Below are 25,006 nucleotides of genomic sequence, written 5' to 3' on the forward strand. Positions count from 1 at the left end.
CCGGAAGGAACACATCATGTACGCCTTCAACTATTCCCGTCCCGCCTCTGTGGCCGATGCAGCCAAGCTCGCGGGCGCCGGCGCCAAACCCCTGGCCGGCGGCCAGACGCTGCTGGCTTCGATGAAGCTGCGCCTTTCGCAGCCCGAACAGCTAGCCGATCTCGGCGGCATCAAGGAACTCTCCACCATCCGCAAGGAAGGCGACGCCCTGGTCATCGGCGCGATGGCTCGCCACGCCGACGTCGGCAGCAACGCCGATGTGAAAGCCACGTACCCGGCGCTGGCCTACCTGGCCTCGCACATCGGCGACCGGCAGGTGAGGGCGATGGGCACCATCGGCGGCTCCGTCGCCAACAACGATCCCTCGGCCTGCTACCCCAGTGCCGTGCTGGCCTCGGGTGCGACCATCGTCACCAACAAGCGCGAGATTGCGGCGGACGATTACTTCCAGGGCATGTTCGCCACCGCGCTGGAAGACGGCGAGCTGATCACCGCGATCCGCTTTCCCGTGCCCAAGCGCGCGGCCTACGAGAAGCTGCGCCAGAAGGCGAGCAACTTCCCCTTGATCGGCGTCTTCGTGGCGCAGTTCGACAGCGGGCAAGTTCGCGTGGCCGTCACCGGCGGCGGCAACGGCGTGTTCCGGCACACGGGGCTGGAAGGCGCGCTCACCCGCAGTTTCACGGCCGCGGCGGCCGAAGCCGTGAAGATCGAGAGCGGTGATCTATCGAGCGATCTGCATGCGACGGCCGAGTACCGCGCGAACCTGATCGGCGTGATGGCGCAACGCGCGGTGGCCAAGGCTTTGGCCTCGGGGTGACCACGCATCCCGCGTTCGCTTCCATCGACGCGCTGACCGAAGCGTTGGCAGCGGTCGGCTACTTCGCGGACCGCCGGCTTGCGACTTCGGTCTTCCTGGCCCTCAAGTTGAAGCGCCCGCTGCTCCTGGAGGGCGAGCCCGGCGTGGGCAAGACCGAACTGGCGAAGGCGCTCGCATCGGCTTTGCAACGCGCGTTGCTGCGCCTGCAGTGCTATGACGGCATGGAACTGCGCGAGGCGCTGTACGAGTGGAACTATGCCGCGCAGCTGCTGCACATGCGCGCGGCGGAACTGGATGCGGACGAAGGGCGCCGCCACCTCGATGCAGGCGAAGTGGAGCGCGAGGTCTACCAGGAGCGCTACCTCATCCGCCGCCCTTTGCTTCAGGCGTTGCAAACGCCGGAGCCGGGCGCGGTGCTCCTCATCGACGAGGTCGATCGTGCCGATGAACCGTTCGAGGCTTTCCTGCTGGAATATCTGGGCGAGTACCAGGTGAGCATTCCGGAGATCGGTACGGTGCGCGCGCAGGCGACGCCCATCACCATCCTCACCAGCAACCGCACGCGCGAGCTGCACGATGCCGTGAAGCGCCGATGCCTCTACCACTGGCTGGATTACCCCGAACGGGAACGTGAACTCGCGATCGTGCGCGCGCAGGTGCCGGAAGCCGGCGATGCGCTGTCGCTGCAAGTCGCCACGTTCGTGGGCCGCCTGCGCAGCCAGCCGTTCGCCAACGGCTTCCAGCGCGCGCCGGGCATTGCCGAAAGCGTCGAATGGGCGCGCGCACTGGTGGCGCTCGACACGCTGGTGGTGGACCCGGAAGTGGTGGGAGACACGGCGGGCATCCTGTTCAAGCAGCGCGAAGACGTGGCGGCACTTTCACGCGAGCTGGTGGCCGACCTGTTGAAGCCCGAAGAAGTGGGCTGAGCATGCAGCTCGGCGACGCGCGCAGGGGCAAGCTGGCCGGCAACATCACGGGGTTCGGCCGCGTGCTGAGGCGCGCTGGCGTTCGCATGGACAGTGCGCGGATCGCCCTGGCGCAGCAGGCCGCACAGATCGTCGGCATCGATAGCAAAGAGGATTTCGGCGCGGCGCTGGAAGCCGTGCTCGTCAGCCGCGAGCAGGACCGAATCGTTTTTCGCGAGTTGTTCGACGCGTATTTTCGGGACCCGGAAGTGGCGAATAAGCTGCTGGCGCAATTGCTTCCCAGCGCTGAAGGCAAAGCCGAGCCCAGCAAGCGCAGGCCGCGCGTGCGCGAGGCGCTTTCACCGCAGCGGGGGCTCGGGAAGAATGCGGCGCCCAAGCCCGACAAGGAAGTGGATTTCGATGCGGCCATGACGGCCAGCGAATTGCAAGTCCTCAAGCACGCCGACTTCAGCACCTTGGGCGCGACCGAGTACCACCTGGTGCAACGGCTCGCGCGCGATGTCGCATTGCCGGTACCGCGCGTGAGCGGCCGCCGCACGCGGCCAGGGTGGCGCGGCCCGCGCTTGCATTGGGCCGGGGTGATGCAGCGGGCCGCGCGCACAGGGGGCGAATTGCTGGAGCTGCGCCGGCTGCAAAGGCGCGACGAACCGCTGCCTTTGCTGGTGTTGGTGGATGTGTCCGGCTCCATGGAGCGGTATGCGCGGCTGTTGCTGGCATTCCTTCACGCCGCCACCCGCGACCTGTATGGCCGCCGGGCGCGCCTGGACGTCTTCGCCTTCGGCACGCACCTCACGGACTTGACGCCGGCGTTCCGCCTTGCCGACACGGACGACATGCTCACCGCCGCGAGTGCGGCCATCGACGACTTCGCGGGCGGCACGCGTTTGGGGGATTCATTGGCCACGCTGCGTTTGCTGCACGCCCGGCGCCTGGTCGGCGGCCGCAGCCTGGTGCTGTTGATCACGGACGGTCTCGACACCGGCGAGCCCGAGGCGCTGTCGCGGGAACTGGATTGGGTTCGGCTGCACAGCCGCCGCCTGCTGTGGCTCAACCCGTTGCTGCGTTTCAGCGGCTATGCGCCGGTGGCGCGCGGCGCCGCGGTGCTGCACCGGCAGGCCCATGGCATGCTGGCGGTGCACAACCTCAGCAAGTTGCAAGACCTGGCCGCCAGCCTGGCGGAGGTCATCAAACACTAGGACAAGAAAAATGGAAATGCAAGGCAGCCGCGTGCTCGCGGTCACGCAGCAACAGGCGTGGGAAGCGCTCAACGATCCGGAAGTGCTCAAGGCCAGCATCCCCGGCTGTGACAAGGTCGAATCGACGGGTGAGAACCAATACGCGGTCGGCGTGGCGGTGAAGATCGGCCCGGTGGCGGCGAAGTTCCAGGGCAAGATCACGTTGACCGACGTGCAGCCGCCCGAGAGCTACACCTTGAGTTTCGACGGACAGGGCGGCGCGGCGGGGTTCGGCAAGGGCCAGGCCCAGGTGAAGCTCACACCCCAGGGCACGGGTTGTGAGCTCGCGTACAGCGCTCGTGCGCAGGTGGGCGGAAAGATCGCGCAGCTCGGCCAGCGGCTGATCGATGGCGTGGCGCGCTCGATGGCGGAGGATTTCTTCAAGCGATTCGACGAAGAAATGCAGCGGCGCTATCCGCAGGCGTATGCCATGGCCGCTGCCGAAGCGGCGGCGCAGCCACAGCCGCCGAGCGCGGCGCCCCCCACGGCCGGCGTGCCGGTGTGGGTATGGATCGCGGCCGCGGTGGTGCTCGGCGTTGTGGTGTGGTTGATGCGCTAAACCTACATGCGCGGCTCGCCGCGTTGGTTCACGACAATCTTGTTGTTCGCCGGCGGCGCGGCCATCTGCACCGTGCGGGGTGAGCCGCGGAAGTTGTAGGTCACTTCGTAGTGCGCAGGTGCGCCCTGGACTTCACGGCAACGCTGCACGGTTTGCGGAGCCGGGCCGACCTGGTAACCGAGGATGCCTGCGATCAACGCGGCAGCCGGATCCGCCGGGGCGGGTGCCGCCTGCCGGTCCACCCAGCAGCGCTGGTTCGGTGGGCCCATGATGGCGCGCACGGAAGTCACCGGCACCTCGCTCGTCCGCTCACTGGCGCGGCGGCGGTATTGGTAGTCGTCGCCGGCGGCGGCTTGCGGCTCGTTGTCGTATCTGCGGCCTTCGCTGGCCTTACGGATCGACGAGATGTTCGACGTGAATCCTGCACCCTGCAGCGTGGGGTAATTGCCACGGCGCAGCACGGCGCAACGGCCCTGGAAGCGCGGTTCGTCGCAGACTTCCCAACGGCCTCGCTCCACCACGATCGATTTCGCCGAGTCGCCCATGCCCCGACGGTCCAGGTTGCGCATGTCTTTGTCGACCACTACCGAACGGCCACGAAAGCCTTCACGTTCATAGATGACGATCTGGGCCATGGCTTGCGTGCCGAGCACGAGCGTGCACGCGGCGATGGCTGTCTTGATGAGAGTTTTCATGTTTGTCTCCTGATTGGCGCCCGCTCCATCGCGGGCAACCTTCAGCATCGCCGCGGACGAGCTCGAAGCGTGTAGTCCTCTGCCGCTGAGCTATGTCGGCCAACAGCAGGCATTCGAGGCCAAGGCTCCCTAGAATGCTCAGCATGACAAGCTCTGCGCCAAGCGCCGCTCCAGTTGCTAGCCGCATCGGCCACATCTACGTGCTGCTCTTCTGGGCGGTTGTCATGGGGGTGGTGTGGTTTGCGATGGAGCGGGTCATGGCGCCAAAGCGGGCGGTTGTCACAGCTCAGGGCGAATTGGTGATCCCCCGCCATCGCGATGGGCACTTCTACGTCGACGGCACCATCAATGGCAAACCCCTGCGCTTCATGGTTGATACCGGCGCGTCGGGCGTGGTGGTGAGCGAAGCCTTCGCGAAAGACGCGGGCTTGCCGCGCGGCGAACCGACGACCTTTCAAACAGCCAACGGCACACTGGCCGGCCGCACGGTGCGCGGCATCGCGGTGACCGCGGGGCCGCTGTCGGTGTCGTCCACCAGCGTCGGCGTCGGGCTCGTGGGCGGGAAGCAGGGCGTCGGCTTGCTGGGCCAGAGCTTCCTCTCGAAGTTCAACATGTCGATGACGCGCGAAGAAATGGTGCTTCGGCCGCAGTGATGCAAACCTCGATGGCCTATTTCGACGAGCCGGATGCGCGGCGCATCGTGCTCATCCAGGCCATCGAAGCGATCGATACGCACGGCAAACTGATCAGCGATGCCGAGAAGGATCTGGCCGAGCGTACGGTGCTCGCCCAGTGCAGCGGCGGGCGAAACGAGCGGCCTGAACCGGCCTGGTTCATGCGCGCACGCGCGGTTGAACTTCTCAACACGGTCGAATCGCGCAGTCCCGAGCTGGCCCGGCTGGAAGCGCGCGACCCGTGGTGGGATCGCCTGGGCTGGCTGTTGCCGCTCGCCGCGCTCGCCGCCGGGTTCACATCGGACCGCCTGTTCAACTGGAGCCGTACCGACTTGCTGTCGATACCGCTGATCGGCGTGATCGTGTGGAACGTGGTGGTTTACTTATTGCTGTTCGCCGCCGCGGTTCGCAAGCGCCACGACTCGCGCTTCGTCCGCGGAATCTTCGAATTCCCTTCGTGGTTCTCTCGGCGTGTCGCCGCGCGCGTGGCCGCATCGGCGGGTCTGCAGTTCCGTGTCTTGTGGTGGCGCGCCGCCGGTGCCATGGAGGCGGGGCGATTGCACAAGCTGCTGCACCTGAGCGCGGCAGCCTGGGCGATCGGTGTCGTGCTTTCGATCGTTGTGACCGGGCTTGCCACGCAGTTTCGAGTCGGATGGGAGAGCACGTGGCTGAGCGCGACCGCGGTGCATGCCGTCCTCGAAGTGATGGCGCTGCCGGCGCGCGCCCTCGGCCTGGAAGGCTTTGCCATTGAGCAGGTGCGTGCTCTCGAATTCGGCCGCGGCACCGAGCCGGGGCAGGCCGAAGCCCAGCGCTGGGCGCTCATCTACGTCGCGTTCATCACGGCGATGGTGATCCTGCCGCGATGTCTCTTGTGGGCGATCGCCGCCTACCGCGTGCGAGCCGCGGGCCGCAAGGTCGCGCTCGACCTGGGCGCTGACTACTTTGCGGGTGTGCTCGCGCGCGTGAGTCCCGCGCGCGTGGTGATCGGCGTTGCCGCCGATGACGCGCGCCTGAAGCAGGCGGTGCTGAACATGCTGGCCCAGGCGGGCGAAGGTGGCCGCACCGCGGCGCAGGGGCTCCTGGCGACGGAGCAGGGCGACCGCCTCGAAGTGGCCGCGCCTGGCGCGCCCGCCGACATGGTGTGGCTCGTCGTCGAAGGCGGCGCGGCGCGCGACGACGTCGAACGGCGCTTCCTCGCAGTCTCGCCCGGGAGCCAGAAGGTCATCGTCCTGTGCGAACGCACGGAAGACGCCGTTGCGCTCGGAAAGCAGTTCGCAGTCGACGTGATGTCACTCGGCGATTGCGCGGCCTGTTGGGCGCTGGAGCGGCCGCTGCACACATGGCTGCTGCAAAACGTCGCCGCACCGAAGCGGCCGGGCATGGAGCGCCTGGTCGGCGCGTGGTCTGCGCATCACGCCAACCGGTTCGCCACCGCCTTGGCGTTGATGGGGACGACATTGGCGGAGTCGGTACGCGACAGCGAACAGGTGCACGGCATGCTGGCGGGCGCGAAGGAACGCGCTGCGGCGACATCGTTGCTGCTGGGCCGCATCCAGGCACGGCTCGACGCCTTGCACGCGGAGCTGGTTCGGCTGCACTCGGTGCCCGCGTCCGCATTCAATCAAGTCATAGGGAAAGACAGCGGCCGGATGCAGGTCATGGGCCAGGCAGGAGCGGGCGCTGCGGGCGCCCTGGCCGGTGCGCTGGCCGGCGCGAAGATCGACTTGCTGACGGGTGGCCTCAGCATGGGCGCCGGCATCGCGATGGGGGCGATCCTTGGCGGGACCGGTGTGTTCACCGCCGCGCGCTACTGGCTGCTGGGCGGCACCGTGCGCTTGAGTGACGAGCAGGTGCTGAGCCTTGCCGAGCTGCTCGTCATGCAATACCTCGCCACCATTCACTCGGGTCGCGTGGGCGACCTGCAGGATGGCCAGCTGCCCGCCAACTGGATGAGCGAAACCGTGGCGGCTGTGGGCGCCGATGCGGAGGACTACAAGCGCGAGACGAAGCGCGCCCGCAACGCGCAAGCCGACACGTCGAGCGACATGGCGACCTTGCTCAGGCGCAGCAGTTGGCGTGTGTTGGGGGCGCTTTACGGGAGCGGCAAGCTGTATTGCCGCGGGGATTCTGGCAAAGGCTGAGGAATGAAATGGCAGAACACAAAATCTTCGCGATGCCCTTCGCCAAGGTGTACCCGCTGTACGTGCAGAAGGTAGAACGCAAGGGCCGCACCAAGGCGGAAGTCGACCAGGTCATCTGCTGGCTCACGGGCTACGGCGCCGCGGGGCTGCAAAGGCAGATCGACAAAGCCAACGACTTCAGGACTTTTTTCGCCGAGGCGCCGGCGATGCATCCGAACACGTCGCTGATCACGGGCCTGGTGTGCGGCGTTCGCGTCGAGGCGGTTGAAGACCCGCTGATGCAGAAGATTCGCTGGATGGACAAGTTGGTCGATGAGCTGGCGCAGGGAAAGAAGATCGAGAAGATCTTGCGACAATAGCGCGGCCCATCCACCGCACCCGCGGAGCCGATCCTGTCCATTCACCTGCGTTCGATCATTCCCCTCGCCCTGGCGATGGCAGCCGCGCTTTCGGCCTGCGACCGCACGCCCGACAGCCCGCACCGCCTGCGCCCGGACGACACGGCAGTGCTGGTTCAAGGCAAGCGCGTCTATGAAGCGCACTGCGCGGCGTGCCATGGCGCGCAGCTGCAAGGCCAGCCGAACTGGCGCCTCCGCGATGCCGCCGGCCGGCTCCCGGCACCGCCGCACGATGCGAGCGGCCACACCTGGCACCACCCGGACGAGGTTCTGTTCCGCATCACCAAATTCGGCGTGGCCAAGGCCGCGAACCTGAAGGACTACGACTCCGCGATGCCGGTCTATGAAGGCGTGCTGACGGACGAAGAGATCGTCGCGGTGCTGTCGTTCATCAAGGCGAACTGGCCGGCGGGGATCCGGGCCAAGCATGATGAAGTGAACAAGCCGGCGCAGTCGCAGTAGTCACGCCGACGAGAGATCGGGGAATTGATCAGAATGGGATGTCGTCCTCCTGAGGCTCAGACATGGTCTGCGCAAAGAGCGATAGGCCATGCTCTGCCAGCAGCGCCGAAAATTCCTCACTGCTAAGTACATCCCGTGCACGCAGTTCACTACGCAGTTCACCAAGGAATGGTCCGAGCTGTGGGCTCTTCATCGCAAATGCGTTCTTGGCCAAACCTGCTACAAGATCTCTGATTTGAGTGACGTTCAGATCCATTGAGTTTTGTCTCAGGAACAGCAATAGATCTTCTGCATCGCGATCGGAAGTGGAGTTCGAAAGCAGGCCTATCATGCGGTCGCCCACTTTCGTGGGAATCTCAAGGTAAAACTGACCAATCAACTCTGATTTCTCCGCGACAGATACTCTTCCCTCCGCCGCACGCCTTAGCGGCTCGAATCCCAACATAAACTCGAAGTCCAATCCCAGGTTTGGCGGCAGTTTCTGGACAAATGCTTGAAGGCGGACTCTGACATCGTCTCTCAGATATCGCCAACTGTCTGGCGCAACTTCCAGAAAAACGATAGCCCTGTGCAGTTCGCTATCGTCCAATTGACGGAACATTGTTTGCAATTTGGTTTGAAGAGCGGCCGCATATAGAAGAGGATGCATTTCGCTGACGGCATTGAGCGCGGCCGTCGCGCGAAACTTTGGTTTTCCACTGATGCCGTCCTGTAGGAATCGCTTCACCAGCACCAGAACGAAGTTTCGGACCAACGATTCACGCGGGCGATGCAGCGGACCCGAGGAAAATGCTTTGATCGCGAGCGTTTTTTCCGTAGGGAAGTATTCGGAATCGATTTCGCGCACCAGGCGCTCAAGTGCATACTTGCCTTGTGCGGGCGCATGCTGGAGCAAATTGACAACTGCCGCGTGAATGTGCGCACGGGCCAGCTCGGCCGGCGGGGTGTACGCCTGTTCGTCAGGCAGCAGGGACGGATGTGCGCATCGGTTTCGGTCCTCTTGAAGGCGCTGTAGATCAATTGCTTCAAGATGCGAAATGAACTCAAACTTCCCACACGCCAGAGTCAGAATTTCCTTTTCAAATCTCAGCGCTCTAACTGGGTCAGCGGCCTTCCGTATGGCTTCCAACTCCTCGACCTGCTTTTCCGCCTCGGCGTCTCCAGAGAGGGCGAGCTCGCGCAGTTTCTCAATGACGTCGAAACATACCGCGATCCAAGTCCCCACCACGGCTGCGCGATATGCGCCGCTCTTGTAGCAGTTGACTGCCTCGACGAGAAACACCTTGACCCTGTCATCGCGGCACTTTTCAACGAGTACGTCCAAGTCAATCAGTGATGTGTCCATGAGGACGATTAGGGCTGGGACGGATAGCCATGTCAATAGGCTCGCCGACGCCGTAATCTATGCCGCATCCGGCGTCTCTGAGCGGAATCTATGGGAAATGCAGGCCCAGGCAAGCCCGGACTGGGGGGCTCCCCGCTCGCCGGCCCCGTGATTTCCCCTTTACCCGCCCGCGCATGAGGAAACTCGAAATCAGCAGACCAAACTTTTAGAGGGAGCGCAACATGGCAGCGCGGCGATGGACGCAGGAGCAGCGGGAGCGGCAGCGGGAAACAATCAGGTCCTGGAAACCATGGGAGAGTCCAGCGGCCCCAAAAGCCCCGAAGGCAAGGCTAGGATAGGAAGGAACGGCTGGAACGGCGGAACCCGGGTGTTGCTTAGGGAGCTGTCACGGGTGCTGCGTGGGCAGCGAGACCGTCTCAAGGAACCCTCTTTCGACTGAGTACCATTGCGGAAAATGATGGAGGTTCGATGCAGCAAGCAATCTTCGCAGTCGGTGACGAGCCGTATTCACTCTGGGAAGAGGACATCTTCGTCCGCGCCGTGGACTTTCTCGACGGCCTGGACCCAGAGTTCTTCACCTACTTGCTGAAGGCTCACCAAGGAGCCAGTGACGAACAGAGAGCAGCCGTTGGCATTCGCCTTGCACTACATCACGCAGTGGAGACCATGTTCTCATTGCTCGGGGCACTGGTACAGGCTCCGGACTGTCCTTATGCATGGATCGCACGCTGCTCGAACATTGAGCTTCGCGAAGTGGTTCGGCGAATATCCGAGGGCGACCAAACGCTGCTTTCCAAATTTAAGCTTCCGAGCATGGGCTGGGAGCCAATTGCGGCCCTTGTGTTCCAGGGGTTCGAGCCGGGCTCCGAAAGGCAGAAACTAGCTGTGCAGGGTTTCTCCAAGCTCTGGAAAGGGCTGGCGGGGGAACTGCTCACCGAGGCGGTTGCTGACGAATACAACGCAACCAAGCACGGGTTTCGTACAAGGCCAGGCGGGTTCAAAATCGAGATCGGCCCGGTCACTTCTCCTGACATGCGTCCAGAGGATGTACCGATGACTGTCCTGGGTGAGTCAAAGTACGGCGCCATGTTTTACCGCGTGGAGAAATTTGGTGGCAAAGGCAGCCGTCACCTGCGGTCGCAGCGAGTGGCGATGAACTGGTCGCCAACGCGCGACAGTCTCTTGCTCCACCTAGCGCAGCTCTCCATTCAGAACACGGTTACAGCCCTCAAATTGGCCAACAAGTTTCCGGCAGAGCAGTGCAGGTACCAATGGCCGGATGACGAGACGGACTTTGCGGGCCCCTGGCGGCACTCTCCCGGCGTTACGAGCATTACGTTGCCCCACACTGTCGACCCGAGCGGGGTTGCTCGCGATATCCCCAAGGCTGACCTTCTGAAACTGATTCGCGATGCTCTGGGTGGAAATGTGGGTCCCTGACCGCGCACGCACCGTGTTCCTCGTGGGAATTCCCGGGGTGGTGACAGTAAGACAACAAGGACCTTCATGAGCCGCCTCCTATCTGCCTTAGCGATCTTCCTTGTCGTCGGGTGCGCCACGCCGCCACCGGCAGCCTATCCGGCAGCGGCCAGCAACAACGCGGCCTACATTGCGATCCAACGTTCAGATGCTGCCAAACTGCGTGAGAACATCTCGAACGCCCAAACCCGTAGAAGCCTTGCAAGACTGCAGGCCGAAATCGATGCACTTGAGGAGGAGATTGAAGCCCTCGAAGAGCGACTTGCAGACGTGGAGAAGCGGATAGCGACCGCCGAAGGGCGGCAGTATGTGCCGGCTGCGCCACCTAGCGGTAGTGGAGCAGTTCACACTGGCCCTAGGGGGGGCCGGTACACAATCAGTCCATCTGGGAACAAGGTCTATAAAAAGCGCCGCTAGGTCGGCAATGCGGTACGACTGTTTGGGATTTTTCTGTGATTGAGGCCGTGCTTTGTCTTGTCGTGGCAGTGAGCGACGGCGACACCGTGAAAATTCGGTGTGGTGACCCTATCAACCGCGTCGGGCGTCTCACTGCTTGAACTGCGGCGCCGCGAAGGATGGCCAGTTTTTGTGGGTCGACAGTGGAATACATCGCAGCCGCAGACTCAGCGACGACCTTGTACTGATCATCGGTTAGATTTTGGACGAGCACATGCATCGAGTTTGTCAGTGGTCTTCCAATAATCCCCAGTTGTGGTCGTCGAATATTCCCCACCCATCAACGCCAAGGAGCAGACGATGGAAGAGGAAGTTCGAGGGATCGCGGCAGCGATCGAAGGTTGGATTACAGCAATGGGAGGCAGTACATGAGCGATGCTCGCAAGGGCTGAGCATCGCGGCGATCGCGCGCGAGCTCGATCTGGATCGCAAGACGGTGCGCACATGCCTTAAACAGGAGTGCTGGCGTCCGTATCGCCGCGAGGCTGCAGGCAGCCTTCTCGATGCGCATCGCGACTGGCTGGGCGCGCGTGCGCCCGAGGTCAACTACTCGGCGCGCATCCTGTGGCAGGAGCTGCGCCAGCAGCGCGGCTTCGCCGGCAGCTACGTCATCGTGCGTCGGGCTGTGGTGCCGCTGCGGCTTGAGGCCTCGGTGGCATCGCTCACGCAACGCCGCTTCGAGACAGGCCCTGGCGAGCAAGCGCAATGCGATTGGGGGCAGGTGACGGTACGGCTGGGCGGTGTGCGCACCGAGATCCACGTGTTCGTCATGACCCTGGGCTACAGCCGCCGCGGCTTCGCCATGGGGTTCCTGCGCGAGCGCATGCCCGACCTGCTCGCCGCCCATGAGGCAGCGTTCGCGCACTTCGGCGGGCGCTGCGAGTTTCTGCTGTACGACCGCATGCGCACCGTGGTGCTGGGCACGAGTGAAGGCCGTGCCCGACTGAACCCCACGTTTGCCTCGTTCGCGGCGCACTGGGGCTTCACGCCCCGGCTATGCCAGCCGTATCGCGCTCAGACCAAAGGCAAGGTCGAATCGGGTGTGAAGTACGTCAAGCGCAACTTCGTGCCCGGGCGCCAGTTCCGCGACCTGGAGGACTTCAACGCGCAGCTCGCGGCCTGGCAAATCGAGGTGGCCGATGTGCGCGACCACGGCACGACGCATCAGCGCCCGATCGACCGCTTTGCCGAGGAAGCGCAGGCCCTGGCACCGACGGCAGGCCATCCGAGCTTTCTGGCCGCGATGGTGCGCGAGCGCATGGTGGCTGACGATTGGCTGGTGTCCATCGAGGGCAACCGCTACTCGGTGCCCTTCGCGCTGATCGGCAAGACCGTGCAGGTGGTGCGCCAAGGCGGCAGCTGGGTCATTCGCCATCGCGGCTGCGTGGTGGCCGAGCACCCGGTGCTGGCCGGCCGGGCGCAACTGAGCGTGAAGCCCGAGCACGGCCCCGGGGCTGCGGCGCGCAATGTGCGGCAACGCCACGGCAATCGCCCCCCGCAGAACACGGCGAACGTGGATGTAGCGCGCGAAGTCGAAGTGCGTGACCTGGCCATCTACGAGCGCCTGTTCACGACCCCGATGCTGGAGGTGGCGCCATGAGCAGAACCGCAACCCGCAGCGTGTCGGCGGCCGCCAGCGCCGGCGCGATGACCACACCGGCACAGCTGGAGCGCCTGGGCGAGCACTTGCGCAAGCTGCGGCTTCTGAAGAGTGGCGAGCGGCTCGAAGCGATGCTGCAGCACGCCGCCGCGCAGGAACTGCCCTACGCGGAGTTCCTCGAGCAGGTGCTGGGCGAGGAGGTGGCGGCCAAGATGAGCAAGAACATCACCATGCGCACTTCCATGGCGCGCTTCCCGTTCGTCAAACCCCTGGAGACCTTCGACTTCAGCTATCAGCCTTCCATCGATGCCAAGCAAGTGCAGCAGCTTGCCAGCTGCCACTTCATCGAGCACGGTGACAACGTGATCGTGCTCGGGCCTCCTGGAGTGGGCAAGACGCACCTGGCCGTGAGCCTGGGCATGAAGGCGATCGAGGCGGGCTACCGGGTGCTGTTCACCACCGCGGCGCACCTGATTGCCACGTTGACGAAGGCACACGCGGAGGGGCGGCTCGATGAGAAGCTGAAGGTGTTCACCACGCCACGCCTGTTGATCATCGACGAGATCGGCTACCTGCCGATCGATCGGGTGGGCGCCAACCTGTTCTTCCAGCTGATTAGCCGCCGCTACGAGCGCGGCCCGATGATCCTCACCAGTAACCAGAGCTTCGGCGCTTGGGGCGAGGTGTTCGGGGACCGCATCATCGCCACAGCCATCCTGGACAGGTTGCTGCACCACGCCGTGACCATGAACATCCGCGGCAACTCATACCGCTTGAAAGACAAGCTCAAAGCCGGCCTGGTCCGGCCTCACGACGACAGTTCATCCCAACCGGGTGGGGAAATTTGAACGACCATGACTGGGGAAAATTCAGCGACCCTTGACAGAGTTGAGCCCGGCTTCCAGTTGTCGGATTGATTCTTCGACTCGTGCCATCTGACGCCCGCGGGCCAAGCTGTCCACCAACGTTGGCAGCAGCCCGGCGAAGTCGCCCACCGCAACGCCAATCACGGCCGCCCCAACCCGGCAACGGTTGATCCGGCGACTGCAAGGCAAGAAACCCGGTCATCATCCGGCCCGGTTTTGCCCGTTCACCCAGACGATACCCAGACCGATCGGGCCACAGGCGTGCTCAACAATTCCGATGGCTGCCAGTCTTATTTAAGCGTTGCGCATAACGCATCAGCCATCGCAAACTCAAGCTTATGTATGTTGCCTGAGACTTCCTGCAGGTATGAGGAGTCGCCGGGAATCAGCAACTCCCCGGTCTTGGTCGTAGTCTCGATACCTGCCTCTTTTATTTTCCGCAGATAGGTCTCGTTGCAAATCCATTCATTATGAATTCCCAGGTCTCGTACCTGACTCGCATCTTGCAGCGCTGCGCATCCGACTTGCAGCACGGTCTGCCTGGTGCGATGCGCCGTTAGGAAAACTTGAACCGTTCCGCCGGCACCGCGCCCGGCCGCGCTGGCGCGGTGTGTTCGCGCTGGCATTGCGCTTGGCCATGAACCTCGGACCCTGCGGTGTGATCCGTGCGGGCACGCATAGGTCAATGGGCTGGCGTCTGGCGCATTCTGATACATTCCGCTTAATGGCCACATCAGTCGGCCTGTATTTCAAGGAGGAACCCAATGATCCGCAAACATCTCATCGCTGTTTTCTTGATGTGTCTATGGGGAGTGGCTGTGGCAGCCCCGAACTGCCCAGTCGGCACGACTATGAACGTAGTCGCGCATCAGGACGACGATCTGTTTTTCATGAACCCTGATCTCATCCACGAGATTCGCGCCGGCCGCTGTGTTCGCACAGTGTATGTAACTGCGGGCGATGCTGGACAACCGGAGGCATACTGGAAAAGCCGAGAGGACGGAGCAAAAGCGGCTTATTTGCAGATGAACCAACCACCGTCGGGCCCGCCGCTGCTCCCTTCCTGGAACGTTTCATCCGCGGGCGTCCCCGGTCGCGTCATTGACGTTCACTCATTGCTCAACACGAAGGTTTCACTTGTCTTCCTGCGACTTCCCGATGGGGCCCGTTGGGGGGGTGGAAATGCAAGCCAAGGCTATAAAAGTCTGCACAAGCTGTGGACCGGGACCGGGACAGATGTATGGCGGACAGCGGAGCCTGGAACTGGATTCATTTGGGACATGAAGAGCGTGGATAACCTGAACATCTATACGCTTGCCCAACTGCAAGATGTCCTGCTGACGTTGGTTAACAACTATCAACCCGACAGACTCAAGACACTCGATCACGTCGGGCCCCACGCGGATATGGATCATCCAGACCACCATACCGTCGCCTATATCATGGATAACGTGAACGGCCGCTACACTACCCCACACGTGTTCATGGGCTATCGTGGTTACACCGTGACATACCCGGTCCACTTGGCAGAGAACGTGCATGGAAGCGATCGCACTGACAAGCTAAAGGCAATGCAAGCGTATCTGCCTTATGACAGTCAACTACCTGCGAATGCACTTGATCCGTCGAACGTCGATTCGGAATATAAGTGGGTAACGCGGCAGTACAAGGTGAATGCTGGACCCAACTTGGCATTCACCGCCACGGCGACGGCATCCTCAACCGCGGGAACTTCTCAGGCGGCTAGCAAGGCTATTGACGGGGTAGCCCAAGGATATCCCTATGACGCTACGCGTGAGTGGGCGGCGACGTCTGGTGCTGGCGCGGGTAGTTGGCTTCAGCTTACTTGGCCCTCGCCGCAAATCATCGATCGGGTCACCTTGATTGATCGTCCCAATGAGTACGACCAAATCATGTCCGGCGCGCTGGTGCTCAGTGGTGGGGGCGTTGCGGCAAGCTCTGAGTCGGTTGGGGTGGTGGAAAACCTCGATGGCAGAAGGACTGTTGTGGAATTCGCAAAAAGGCCAGCTACAACCGTTCGATTGAACATTCAAACCGTTTCCGCCGCCACACAAAGCGTTGGCCTGTCAGAAATAAAGGTCCATGGCCCGCCGCAATTCGGCACTAACCACGCCTTGACGGCGACGGTCACGGCGTCCTCCCAAAGCACGAGCACGTCTCAAAGTGCTGCAAAGGCGATCGATGACGTGGTCGGCGGGTATCCTGGGGACTCCAGCAAGGAGTGGGCGACAGTGGGCGGTCAAGCCGGCAGCTGGCTGCGTCTCGCATGGAGCACGGCCCGTAAAGTCAACCAGGTCATCTTGCACGATCGCGTGAACACCTACGATCAGGTCATGAGCGGAAAGTTGACTTTCAGCGACGGCACCAGCGTGGACGTGGGAAACCTCAACGACGACGGATCCCCTACGCCGGTGGTGTTTCCTGAGCGTCTAGTCTCGTGGGTCAAGTTTGAGATATTGGCAGTCAAAAACGCAAATCAATCCAGCACTGGCCTGGCCGAAATTAGGGTGTTTGGACCCTGACGTCGTCCGCCGCGGTCTGGGCGAATCAGTCGGCAGTCGGCGGCCGTGCCGGTGAGCAAGCGCTGGGCGGCGGCGCTCCCGGCGGGCTAACGACTAGGGTGCTCAGCTCGCGGCCCACTAAGAGAACTTGAACCGTTCCGCGGGCACCGCGCCCGGCCGGCGGGTCTTGCGCCAGTCGGTGCTGCGCTCAGGGCCGGGCGTGTACGGGCTGGCCTTGCGCTTGGACATGAACCCCTCCACTTCCAACTGCAGGACTATGTCGAACAGCTCGGCGTCTGTGCCCGCCACCACCAACCAACCTAGCGAAATCGCGATTGGTAGAAAGTAGTGGTCGTTTCGTTGGGCCGCCCGACACTGTCGTGGTCAAGTTTTTTCGGACACGCCGATCGGGTGGTTGGTTAAATTCTCGGGTTTGCTGAGTGCCTCAGGCGGGTTGCTTCTGATGGACCGCCTCATGCATGTTCGGCGAGCAGTAGTCCAGCGTCGAATGCAGTCGCACACTGTTGTAGAAGCCGACGATGTAGTCCGTGATATCTCGCTTGGCTTCGTCGTGGTTGGCGTAGTCGCTGTGCCACACGCGCTCCATTTTCAGGTTCAGGAAGAACCTCTCCATCACCGCGTTGTCCCAGCAGTTGCCCTTCCTGCTCATGCTGGCAATCAGGCCGTGTCGGTTCAACAGGTCGGCATGTTCGGCGCTTGCGTATTGGCTGCCTCGATCTGAATGAACGATCAATCCTTTGGGCGGGCGGCGGCTGCATATTGCCATCTCCAAGGCCGCGCACACCAGCTGCGCCGGCATCGCCGAAGCCATCGCCCAGCCCACGATCTTGCGCGAGTACAGGTCCATCACGGCCGCCAGGTACAGCCAGCCGCTGCGCGTGCGGATGTACGTGATGTCGCTCACCCACGCCTGATTGGGCCGAACAGGCGTGAACTGGCGCGCCAGCACGTTGGCGGCCACCGGCAGGGTATGGCGGCTGTCGGTCGTATGGACGAATTTGCGTTTCCATTTTGGCCGCATCTGACCGGCCCTCATGAGGGTTCTGGCGCGATGACGGCCGATCTTGTGTCCTAGGCTTTTCGAAGCAGCGCTCACGCGCCTGCTGCCGTAGGTGCCTCCACTGGCGTCGAAGACGGCCGCCACCTGCACGCTGTCGGCGCAGATCGTCGGCGTTGCCGTGGCTCTCCGTCGCGCCGTGTAGTAGCCCGAGCGACTGACTTGCAGAAGCCGGCACAGTTGCTTGATGGGGGCCTTCCCCGACCACCGGGTGATCAGCTCGTGAATCACTTCAGTTCCCGGGCGAAGAAGGCCGATGCTTTTTTTAGGAGATCGTTGTCCGATTTGAGTTGTCGATTCTCTGATTCGAGCTGGCGAATGCGCTGCTGCTCAGGGGTCAGCGGCTTGCCCACCCCGGGCCTGCCGGCGCTTTCCTCGTCGTACTGCTCGACCCAACAGCGAACAGCGCTCTCGACCAGGTTCATGTCGCGACACACCTGGGAGATGCTCACGCCTTGCTCTCGAATCGTGCGAACCACTTGCAGCTTGAATGCCGCATCAAAGGCTCGCCGGGATCTCTTCTTTTCTGCCATGCTCTTCTTGTCCTCGTGGGAAAAAGGCCCTATCGAGGTGTCCATTTGGATTGGACCACGTCAGGCGGGCCATGCTGTCACCAGACTGTCACCGCACAAACTCTGCAAATCTGGCTGCTACACAAAAGAGAGCGCCACCCGAAGGCGGCGCTTGTGTTTCAGTGGCGGGCCCTGAGTGACTCGAACACTCGACCTACGGATTGAGAGTCCGTTGCCACCCTGCCATCACATGCGCAGAGTAGGGCGGCCGTATTAGTTACATGTATTTCCGCGACGGGGTGCTAACGACTATCCAGATTCGCGGTGCTAGCCGTGGAAGGTCCCGCGAATCTTCAAACCTTGCCCTACCGCCCACGCATCAACCCCGCCAACCGCGCATTCGCATCCGACTGCCTCTCAATCTCACGCGCAAACTCCACCGCGCTGCCCGTGGCGGGCAGGTTGCCACCTTCGGCCAATGCCTTGCGAAACTCCGCCTGCGCCAGCACTTCGGCGCAAGCCGCGTTGAGGCGCGCCACTTCTGCCGCCGGCGTGCCCGGCGGCGCAAACAAACCGAACAGGGAACTGAGGTTGGCGGCAGGTGCGCCCACTTCGGCGAACGTGGGCACCGTGGGCAGAAACGGCGAACGTGTCGGCGCACCGAGTGCCAGCGGCGTGAGCTTGCCGCTGTTCACATATTCGATCTGCAGCGGCGCCAGGTTGGTGGATAGCAGCTCGAAGCGCCCGGCCAGCGCGTCTTGCAGTTGCGGCGCTCCGCCGGAATAGGGCACGTGCACCACGTCGAGCTTCAATTCGCGCCGCACTTGCTCCAGCGCCATGTGGCCGATGGTGGCCACGCCCGACGTGGCCCAGCGCAGGCCCAGCGTGTTGGCCCGCGCCTCCTGCACCATGTCGGCAAAGTTGCGCGCGGCCAGGGCGGGCGTGCCCACCAACAGCAGCGGCGTATGCATGACGCCGCTCACGGGCACGACGTTCGGCGCTGGCATGCCGAAGTGCGGTGCCAGCGCCAGTGGGCTGATCGCGGTGAAGACCAGCGTGTTGCCGTCCGGTGCCGCACGCGCCAGCGCGCCCAGGGCCAGGCCGCCGCCCGCGCCGGGCTGGTTCTCGACGATCACGCTTTTCTGCAAGACGATGCCCAGGCGCAGCGCCAGCAGCCGCGCCACGTGGTCGCTGATGCCGCCGGGCGGGTATGCGACGACGATGCGCATCGCCTGTGCCGCCGCAACGCGCGCCGCGCAGGCCGCGCCGGCGATGACCAGCCACTGGCGCCTACGCATCACCGTCCCTTGCCTTTCGCCCTGGGCGCGGATGCGCGCACCAGGTCGACGAAGGATCGCAACGCGCCCTGGTACTCGGCCTGGCGGAACACCAGGGTCAGCGGCGCGTCCAGGCTGTCCGTGCCTTCGAGCGCGCGGTATTCGACAGCCTCGGCGTGCACGCCTTGCATCGAGGCGGGCACCACGGCGATGCCCTGGCCGGCAGCGACCAGCGTGAGTGCGGTGGTCATGCGGCTGACCTCATGGCTCACGGTCGGCGTGAAGCCCTGCTTCTCGCACAGCGACAACAGGTTGGCGTAGAGGCCCGGCGCGCCGCTCTGGCGCACCAGGATGAACGATTCGTCTTTGAGCTTGCCCAGTGACAGCGGCCGCGGCGTCTTGGTCAGCAGCTTGTGCCGCGACGGCAGCGCCACCAGAACCGGCTCACGCAGCAAGGTCTCCAGCACCAGGCCCGGCGGCCGCGCCACCGGCACGCGCAGAAAGCCGCAGTGCAGCTTGCCGGCGGCGATGGAATCGGTAAGGCCGGCGGCGTGGTCTTCGCCGATCTGCAAGGCGATGCCCGGGAAAGCCTCGCGGCACTCGCGCAGCACGCGCGGCGTGAACTCGTGCGCGGCGGCCGAACTGGTGAAGCCGATGGACAGCACACCCGCGTGGCCGGCGGCCACTGCGCGCATGCGCGTCTTCACCGCGGCGGCGTCTTCGAGCAGGCGGCGGCTGTCGGCCAGCAGCAGCTCGCCGCTGTCGGTCAGCGTCACGCCCTTGGGGTGGCGGCGAAAGAGGGTGGTGCCCAGGCTCTGCTCCAGCGCGCGGATCTGTTGGCTGAGCGGTGGCTGCTGCATGCCCAGGCGGGCCGCGGCGCGCGTGATATGGCCCGTTTCCGCAACCGCCACGAAGTAACGCAGGTGCTTCAAGTCCATATCTTTATCGTCTGAAGATGGGCATTTAATTGTATTTGATTTTATGTACATCGGCTCTTATCGTTCGCTCCCAAGCCGGCCCCGACTGGCACCAAAACACTCGTTGGAGACAGAAGTTGAAGTACCTCGCATCCCTCGCCGTCGCCTCGTTCGCTCTTCTCCTGGCGGGCTGCGCCACCCCGCCGCCGGCATCGCCGCCTCCGCAAGCTACGAGTTGCCCGGCTGCGGTGCCCGCCGGCACGCGCTGCCTGTCGGGCCAGGACGCGGCCGGCGCCTTCTATCTGGTGGCCATGCCGCCGCATTGGAACGGCACGCTGGTGCTGCACGCGCATGGCGGCCCCAACCTGGGCGTGCCCACGCTCGCCCGCACGATGGAAGACTTGCAGCGCTGGGCCGTGGTGGTCAAGGCGGGCTACGCCTGGGCCGGTTCCAGCTTCCGGCAGGGTGGCGTGGCGGTGCATTCCGCGGCTGAGGACACCGAGCGGCTGCGCCGCATCTTCGTGAAGCAGGTGGCGCAACCCAAGCTCACCATCCTGCACGGCCAGTCGTGGGGCGCCAGCGTCGCCGCCGTCGCCGCATCCATGTTCACCGACGATGCCGGCCGCCGGCCTTACGACGCGGTGCTGCTCACCAGCGGTGTGCTGGCGGGCGGCACGCGCGCATATGACTTCCGTCTGGACCTGCGTGTGATCTACCAGTCGCTGTGCGCCAATCACCCGCGCGCCCATGAGCCGCAGTACCCGCTGGCGATCGGCCTGCCGCCGGGCAACAAGCTCACCAATGCCGAACTGCGCGATCGGGCGAACGAGTGCCTGGCGCTCGACAAGCCGGCGGCACAGCGCACACCGGACCAGCAGCGAAAAGTGCAAACCATTGCCGACGTGTTGAAGATCCCGGCCGGCTCCATCCTCAGCCACCTGGCTTGGGGCACCTTCCACTTCCAGGACGTCGCGCAGCGCAACGGCGGGCGCAGCCCCTTCGGCAACGCCGCCGCGCGCTACGCCGGATCGCCCGATGACGCGGTGCTCAACGCCTCGGTGGCGCGCTATGCAGCCGACCCGCAGGCCGTCGCGGCGTTCGGCGCCGACACCGATCCAGACGGCCGCATTCCGGTGCCGGTGCTCACGGTTCACGGCATGGGTGACCCGACGGCGTTCGTCGAAATGCAAGACACCTTCCGCCGCACCATGGAGAAGGCCGGCACCGCGAGTCACCTGGTGCAGACCTTCACGTCGCACGACACGCACAGCTACCTGGACGACGCGGTCTATCCCACACTGCTGTCGGCGCTGGCCGACTGGGCGCGCGGCGGAGCCAAGCCCACGCCGGAGCAGATCGCGGCGCAGTGCGGCCGGGCGGCGCCTGCGCTCGGCAACAACTGCCGCTTCCGCCCAGATTTCCAGCCGCAGCCGCTCGCGTCGCGTGTTACGCCCCGCTAACCACACCCCGTCAATCACGGCCCGCTGAACTCACCGACTCTCCGCCAGAGGCCTTCATGATCAATCGCATTCGCACAGCCACCATTGCCGAAAACGCGGCCGCCAGCACCGCGATCTACACACCGGCACCCGCTGACCTTCTGTGGCAAAAACTGATGGCATTGCTGCCGGGGATGCGCGTGCAGTACACACTGGGCGGCGCTGACGCGGCCCTGTTCAACATATCTTCCACCGGCGTGGTCACCCTCAAATCCCCTGCCGACTACGAAAGCCGCAGCAGCTACAACGTGGAAGTGATCGCCAGGAGCGGCGCGCAGACGACCGTCCAGCCGCTGAACGTGCTCGTGAGAAACCTCAACGACAACGCGCCGGTGTTCACCTCGGGCGGAACGGGTTTCGTGGCGGAGAACGCGAGCAGCAGCACGCTGGTCTATACCGCAGTTGCCACTGACGCGGACCAGCCGGGTGGCCTGATCGCCTACTCGCTGGCGGGTGCCGACGCCGCCTTGCTGCGAATCACGGCGTCGGGCGCCGTGAGCCTGAGGGCCTCCGCGAACTTTGAAGCCAAGAGCAGCTACAGTTTCAACGTGGTCGCGAGCGATGGGTTCCACACCACCACGCGGGCGGTGGTCGTGACGGTGGGTAACCTTGACGAGTTTGCGCCGGTGTTTACCTCGGGCGGCACCGGGACCGTGGCCGAGAACGCGGCGGCCGGCAGCGTGATCTACACCAGCGTGGCCGGCGACGCCGACACCCCCACGCTCAGCTACAGCTTGGGTGGCGCCGATGCGGCCTTATTGGACATCGACGCGGCCGGTGCGGTCACGCTCAAGGCCGCGGACGACTACGAGGTCAAGGGCAGCTACAGCTTCACAGTCACTGCGAGCGATGGCGTGCACGACACGGTTCAACCGGTGCTGGTTTCGGTCACCAACGGCGCGCCGACGCTGGCCATCACCAGTTCCGTCGCTTCCTTGCAAGACGGCGAAACCGCAACCATCACCTTCACTTTCAGCGAAGACCCGGGCAGCAGTTTCATCGGCTCCGACATCGCCGTCACCGGCGGCATGCTGGGCGCTCTCAGCGGCAGCGGCCTGACGCGCACCGCAACGTTCACGGCCGTGGCCGGCTCGGGCCTGAGCACGGGCGCGAAGATCAGCGTCGCGGGCAACACCTTCACCGACCTTGGCGGCAAGGCCGGCGAGGGTGACGCCACGCTGGACATCGCCACGGTCTTCAACAAGGTGCTGTTCGTGGGCAACAGCGCGACCTTTGCGCGCGTCGATCCGGTGATGTCTTACAACACGTACGACGCGGTGACCAACCCGGACGGCGTGCACGACCTCACATCCCCCGACCAAGGCGGCACCTTCACCAACCTCACCGGCAGCAATCTTTACGAGCCACACAACTGGGGCGGCGTGCCCGGCCTGGTCGACGCGTTCGCGGCGCAGCTGGGGCTGAACTACGACGTGTCGCTGTCCACCCGCAATGCGGCCACGCTCAAGGGCCACTACACCAACTCCTCACCCGGCGGCTGGGACTTGCGCGGCAACATCGCCAGCGACGAGTGGGACATCGTCGTGCTGCAAGACCAGACCGACGAACCACTGCCGTCGGGCAGCGGCTCCATCACCTTCGCGGCCGGCAGCTCCACGGCCAGCCTGATCATCACGCCGAACAGCGACGCGGTTCAAGAGTACGACGAGACGTTCGCGCTCACCCTCGCGAGCTCGGCGAACTACCGCGTCGGCACCAGCACCGCGATCTCGACGACGATCTTGAACGACGACCCGACGGCACCCGTGATCAACCCCGCGTTGTCGACTGTGACGCTGGTGGCCAGCCCCGGCTCGGTGGCCGAAGACGGCGCCAGCAACCTCATCTACACCTTCACGCGCACTGGTTCCACGGCGAGTGATCTGACAGTGACGTTCACGGCGTTCCGCGACGGCGCCACCTCGCCCTCGGTTTCGACGACGATCTCGGCCAGTCAGGATCTGGAGATGTACAACACCACGACGGGTGCGTTGGCCGTTGCGGGCGGCGCAGGCACGTCGCCGTATCGTTTCACCAACGGCGGCGGTTTCGCGACCAGCGCCAACACCGGCGTGAACACCACGACTGGCAGTGTGTCGTTCACGTCGAACACCGGCACCATCGTGATCAAGGCGGGCCAGACCTCGGCCAGCATCACGCTCGACCCGCACGTCGACGCCAACGTCGAACTCGACGAGTCGATCAAGCTGACGCTGACGCACCCCGCGGCCAGCACCGACTACAACATCGGCACCAGCGGCCCGGTGAGCGGCACCATCGTCAACGACGACTTCGCGGCCGGCGTGGACACCAGCCTGCCGAACGTGACTCTGGGCCTCAGCTCCGCAACCAGCGTGTATGAAAGCGCTGGGCAGAGCCTGGTCTACACCTTCACGCGCAGCGGCAGCACTGCGGGCGCCCTGACCGTGAACTTCACTGAAGACGGCACTGCCACCTATTTCGCCGGCGACGCCGCACACTCCGACTTTAGCGTGACCACGACCGGCGCAACGTCCGCCTCACTGACGACAACGTCGGGGAAGAACGCAGACATCTCCGAATTCCAGAAGTACGCCACGCTGATCGAAGACTACATTCACACCGGCACGGCCGACTCGGTCACGGTGCCTGGCACCACGATTGCCGCCAACGCGAACGCAAGCGCTGAAACCGACGTCTACCTGTACGCGACCTGGGCGCGGCCGGACATGATCGCCGGCGCCTGGGACATGGTGACCGACAAGACGCTGCAGCCCTCGGGCGCTTACACCGGTGGCACGATCTCGCAGTCCAGCACGCAGGCCACGGCCTACTACCTCACGCTGGAGGCGATGAGCACCGACCTGACCAACGCGTACACCAACCTCGCCAACGTCAACACCGACTTCAAGGGCGTGGCGCCGGTGAGCACCGCATTCATGGCCGCCGTGCTGGACGGCCTGGCCATCCGCGACCCGTACACGGAGACCTCCACCTCCAGCGTCAGCACCGGAAAGGTCGACCTGTGGTTCGACGACAAGCTGCACGCCAGCAAGTACGGCTCCTACCTGTCCGGTCTGGTGCTGCTGGAGACACTGACGGGCATCGATGCGCAAGCGCTGGGCGCCGACGACCCGGTGGCGCAAGACCTGGGCATCGACGCGGCCACGGCGGCCGCGCTGCAGAAGGTCGCCTCCGCCACCTTGGGCTTCAACCAGAGCTACCACTGGACAGGCCCTGACGCGGTGACCGACCTGGGCGGCACGAACGCAGCCGCCACCCTGGCCGCGGCCGGTGCCTTCAGCTTTGCCGACGGCGACTACACGACGCACACGGTGAGCGTGCAGTCGGAGATCGGCAACCTCGGCACCTTGGCCGCGGTGGTTCGCTCGGACGGACACGCCGGCCAGGTCAATTGGCTCTACACGGCCGACAACCAGGTGGTGGATCCGCTGCTGCAAACCGGCGAGCAGCACGTTGACAGCTTCACTGTCACGCTGGACGACGGGCATGGGCACGTCAGCATCGAGACCATCGGCGTGAACGTGTACGGTGGAATCGAGCCGTAA

20 protein-coding genes are annotated in these 25,006 nt (G+C 64.1%); 14 read left to right on the forward strand and 6 right to left on the reverse strand.

Annotated features, from left to right (window positions below; all coding sequences use genetic code 11):
* Positions 1–16 precede the first annotated feature (16 nt).
* Genes EEB15_RS23005 through EEB15_RS23020 form a run of 4 tightly spaced genes read left to right on the forward strand, consistent with a single transcriptional unit; the run spans position 17 to position 3,537 of the window.
* A complete protein-coding gene (locus EEB15_RS23005) occupies positions 17–817 on the forward strand; it encodes a xanthine dehydrogenase family protein subunit M (RefSeq protein ID WP_141512286.1) in 801 nt (266 codons plus the stop codon).
* Entirely contained in the window at positions 814–1,743 is a 930-nt protein-coding gene (locus tag EEB15_RS23010; RefSeq protein ID WP_141512287.1) for a MoxR family ATPase, read from the forward strand. The genes EEB15_RS23005 and EEB15_RS23010 overlap by 4 nt, the downstream gene beginning before the upstream one ends.
* A gap of 2 nt (positions 1,744–1,745) precedes the next feature.
* Positions 1,746–2,939, forward strand: coding sequence for a VWA domain-containing protein (locus EEB15_RS23015; protein ID WP_141512288.1), 1,194 nt, complete (start codon positions 1,746–1,748; stop codon positions 2,937–2,939).
* Positions 2,940–2,949: 10 nt separating this feature from the next.
* A complete protein-coding gene (locus EEB15_RS23020; RefSeq protein WP_141512289.1) occupies positions 2,950–3,537 on the forward strand; it encodes a CoxG family protein in 588 nt (195 codons plus the stop codon).
* A 2-nt stretch (positions 3,538–3,539) separates the two neighbouring features.
* Here the strand turns inward: EEB15_RS23020 and EEB15_RS23025 are convergent, their stop codons facing one another.
* A complete protein-coding gene (locus tag EEB15_RS23025; protein ID WP_158290199.1) occupies positions 3,540–4,232 on the reverse strand; it encodes a beta/gamma crystallin family protein in 693 nt (230 codons plus the stop codon).
* Between the two features lie 143 nt (positions 4,233–4,375).
* Between EEB15_RS23025 and EEB15_RS23030 the strand changes: the two genes are divergently transcribed.
* From EEB15_RS23030 to EEB15_RS23045, 4 genes are all read left to right on the forward strand, one after another.
* The gene (locus EEB15_RS23030; protein WP_158290200.1) at positions 4,376–4,885 is read left to right on the forward strand and encodes a TIGR02281 family clan AA aspartic protease; all 510 of its coding nucleotides are present in this window, start codon (positions 4,376–4,378) and stop codon (positions 4,883–4,885) included.
* Positions 4,885–7,047, forward strand: coding sequence for a DUF2868 domain-containing protein (locus tag EEB15_RS34290; protein WP_141512292.1), 2,163 nt, complete (start codon positions 4,885–4,887; stop codon positions 7,045–7,047). The genes EEB15_RS23030 and EEB15_RS34290 overlap by 1 nt, the downstream gene beginning before the upstream one ends.
* A gap of 8 nt (positions 7,048–7,055) precedes the next feature.
* Positions 7,056–7,406, forward strand: a complete 351-nt coding sequence (locus tag EEB15_RS23040) for a DUF2200 domain-containing protein (RefSeq protein ID WP_141512293.1) — start codon at positions 7,056–7,058, stop codon at positions 7,404–7,406.
* A gap of 75 nt (positions 7,407–7,481) precedes the next feature.
* Entirely contained in the window at positions 7,482–7,907 is a 426-nt protein-coding gene (locus tag EEB15_RS23045; RefSeq protein WP_141512294.1) for a cytochrome c, read from the forward strand.
* 28 nt (positions 7,908–7,935) lie between these two features.
* On the opposite strand, the gene EEB15_RS23050 is transcribed toward EEB15_RS23045, so the two are convergent.
* Positions 7,936–9,252: a hypothetical protein gene (locus EEB15_RS23050; RefSeq protein ID WP_141512295.1), complete on the reverse strand. Its 1,317-nt coding sequence runs from the start codon at positions 9,250–9,252 to the stop codon at positions 7,936–7,938.
* A gap of 468 nt (positions 9,253–9,720) precedes the next feature.
* Between EEB15_RS23050 and EEB15_RS23055 the strand changes: the two genes are divergently transcribed.
* From EEB15_RS23055 to EEB15_RS23070, 4 genes are all read left to right on the forward strand, one after another.
* A complete protein-coding gene (locus tag EEB15_RS23055; RefSeq protein WP_141512296.1) occupies positions 9,721–10,692 on the forward strand; it encodes a hypothetical protein in 972 nt (323 codons plus the stop codon).
* A gap of 709 nt (positions 10,693–11,401) precedes the next feature.
* Positions 11,402–12,787: an IS21 family transposase gene (istA, locus tag EEB15_RS23060; protein WP_233259587.1), complete on the forward strand. Its 1,386-nt coding sequence runs from the start codon at positions 11,402–11,404 to the stop codon at positions 12,785–12,787.
* A 65-nt stretch (positions 12,788–12,852) separates the two neighbouring features.
* Positions 12,853–13,635, forward strand: a complete 783-nt coding sequence (gene istB / locus EEB15_RS23065) for an IS21-like element helper ATPase IstB (RefSeq protein WP_370283838.1) — start codon at positions 12,853–12,855, stop codon at positions 13,633–13,635.
* Positions 13,636–14,417: 782 nt separating this feature from the next.
* The gene (locus EEB15_RS23070; RefSeq protein WP_141512297.1) at positions 14,418–16,196 is read left to right on the forward strand and encodes a PIG-L family deacetylase; all 1,779 of its coding nucleotides are present in this window, start codon (positions 14,418–14,420) and stop codon (positions 16,194–16,196) included.
* A gap of 117 nt (positions 16,197–16,313) precedes the next feature.
* Here EEB15_RS23070 and EEB15_RS33785 read toward each other — a convergent pair whose 3' ends face one another.
* The 4 genes from EEB15_RS33785 to EEB15_RS23090 form a co-directional block, all read right to left on the reverse strand.
* Positions 16,314–16,484, reverse strand: coding sequence for a hypothetical protein (locus EEB15_RS33785; RefSeq protein WP_158290201.1), 171 nt, complete (start codon positions 16,482–16,484; stop codon positions 16,314–16,316).
* A gap of 136 nt (positions 16,485–16,620) precedes the next feature.
* Positions 16,621–17,786, reverse strand: a protein-coding gene (locus EEB15_RS23075) for an IS3 family transposase (protein WP_199236604.1) whose coding sequence is annotated in 2 segments (ribosomal slippage) — positions 16,621–17,510 and positions 17,510–17,786 — 1,167 coding nt in all. Because the reading frame shifts where the segments join, the coding sequence is not laid out codon by codon here.
* 344 nt (positions 17,787–18,130) lie between these two features.
* Positions 18,131–19,063: a tripartite tricarboxylate transporter substrate binding protein gene (locus EEB15_RS23085; RefSeq protein WP_141512298.1), complete on the reverse strand. Its 933-nt coding sequence runs from the start codon at positions 19,061–19,063 to the stop codon at positions 18,131–18,133.
* Positions 19,063–19,980 carry a LysR family transcriptional regulator gene (locus EEB15_RS23090; RefSeq protein ID WP_141512299.1) on the reverse strand — a complete coding sequence of 306 codons (918 nt, stop codon included), beginning with the start codon at positions 19,978–19,980 and terminating at the stop codon, positions 19,063–19,065. Before EEB15_RS23090 ends, EEB15_RS23085 begins: the two co-directional genes overlap by 1 nt.
* Positions 19,981–20,096: 116 nt before the next feature.
* Here EEB15_RS23090 and EEB15_RS23095 point away from each other — a divergent pair, with 116 nt between their 5' ends.
* Together EEB15_RS23095 and EEB15_RS23100 are read left to right on the forward strand one after the other, a co-directional pair.
* On the forward strand, positions 20,097–21,419 hold the full coding sequence (locus tag EEB15_RS23095) for a hypothetical protein (RefSeq protein ID WP_141512300.1): 1,323 nt from the start codon (positions 20,097–20,099) through the stop codon (positions 21,417–21,419).
* A 56-nt stretch (positions 21,420–21,475) separates the two neighbouring features.
* Positions 21,476–25,006, forward strand: coding sequence for an Ig-like domain-containing protein (locus EEB15_RS23100; protein WP_141512301.1), 3,531 nt, complete (start codon positions 21,476–21,478; stop codon positions 25,004–25,006).

Source organism: Ramlibacter sp. WS9, from assembly GCF_003797765.1.
GTDB lineage: Bacteria > Pseudomonadota > Gammaproteobacteria > Burkholderiales > Burkholderiaceae_C > Ramlibacter.

Excerpts from the sequence above, each read along its gene's own strand:
- EEB15_RS23005 (WP_141512286.1), top strand. The coding sequence starts at position 17 with ATGTACGCCTTCAACTATTCCCGTCCCGCCTCTGTGGCCGATGCAGCC.
- EEB15_RS23015 (WP_141512288.1), top strand. The coding sequence starts at position 1,746 with ATGCAGCTCGGCGACGCGCGCAGGGGCAAGCTGGCCGGCAACATCACG.
- EEB15_RS23020 (WP_141512289.1), top strand. The coding sequence starts at position 2,950 with ATGGAAATGCAAGGCAGCCGCGTGCTCGCGGTCACGCAGCAACAGGCG.
- EEB15_RS23025 (WP_158290199.1), bottom strand. The coding sequence starts at position 4,232 with ATGAAAACTCTCATCAAGACAGCCATCGCCGCGTGCACGCTCGTGCTC.
- EEB15_RS23030 (WP_158290200.1), top strand. The coding sequence starts at position 4,376 with ATGACAAGCTCTGCGCCAAGCGCCGCTCCAGTTGCTAGCCGCATCGGC.
- EEB15_RS34290 (WP_141512292.1), top strand. The coding sequence starts at position 4,885 with ATGCAAACCTCGATGGCCTATTTCGACGAGCCGGATGCGCGGCGCATC.
- EEB15_RS23040 (WP_141512293.1), top strand. The coding sequence starts at position 7,056 with ATGGCAGAACACAAAATCTTCGCGATGCCCTTCGCCAAGGTGTACCCG.
- EEB15_RS23045 (WP_141512294.1), top strand. The coding sequence starts at position 7,482 with ATGGCAGCCGCGCTTTCGGCCTGCGACCGCACGCCCGACAGCCCGCAC.
- EEB15_RS23050 (WP_141512295.1), bottom strand. The coding sequence starts at position 9,252 with ATGGACACATCACTGATTGACTTGGACGTACTCGTTGAAAAGTGCCGC.
- EEB15_RS23055 (WP_141512296.1), top strand. The coding sequence starts at position 9,721 with ATGCAGCAAGCAATCTTCGCAGTCGGTGACGAGCCGTATTCACTCTGG.
- istA (WP_233259587.1), top strand. The coding sequence starts at position 11,402 with ATGCATCGAGTTTGTCAGTGGTCTTCCAATAATCCCCAGTTGTGGTCG.
- EEB15_RS23070 (WP_141512297.1), top strand. The coding sequence starts at position 14,418 with ATGATCCGCAAACATCTCATCGCTGTTTTCTTGATGTGTCTATGGGGA.
- EEB15_RS23085 (WP_141512298.1), bottom strand. The coding sequence starts at position 19,063 with ATGCGTAGGCGCCAGTGGCTGGTCATCGCCGGCGCGGCCTGCGCGGCG.
- EEB15_RS23090 (WP_141512299.1), bottom strand. The coding sequence starts at position 19,980 with ATGGACTTGAAGCACCTGCGTTACTTCGTGGCGGTTGCGGAAACGGGC.
- EEB15_RS23100 (WP_141512301.1), top strand. The coding sequence starts at position 21,476 with ATGATCAATCGCATTCGCACAGCCACCATTGCCGAAAACGCGGCCGCC.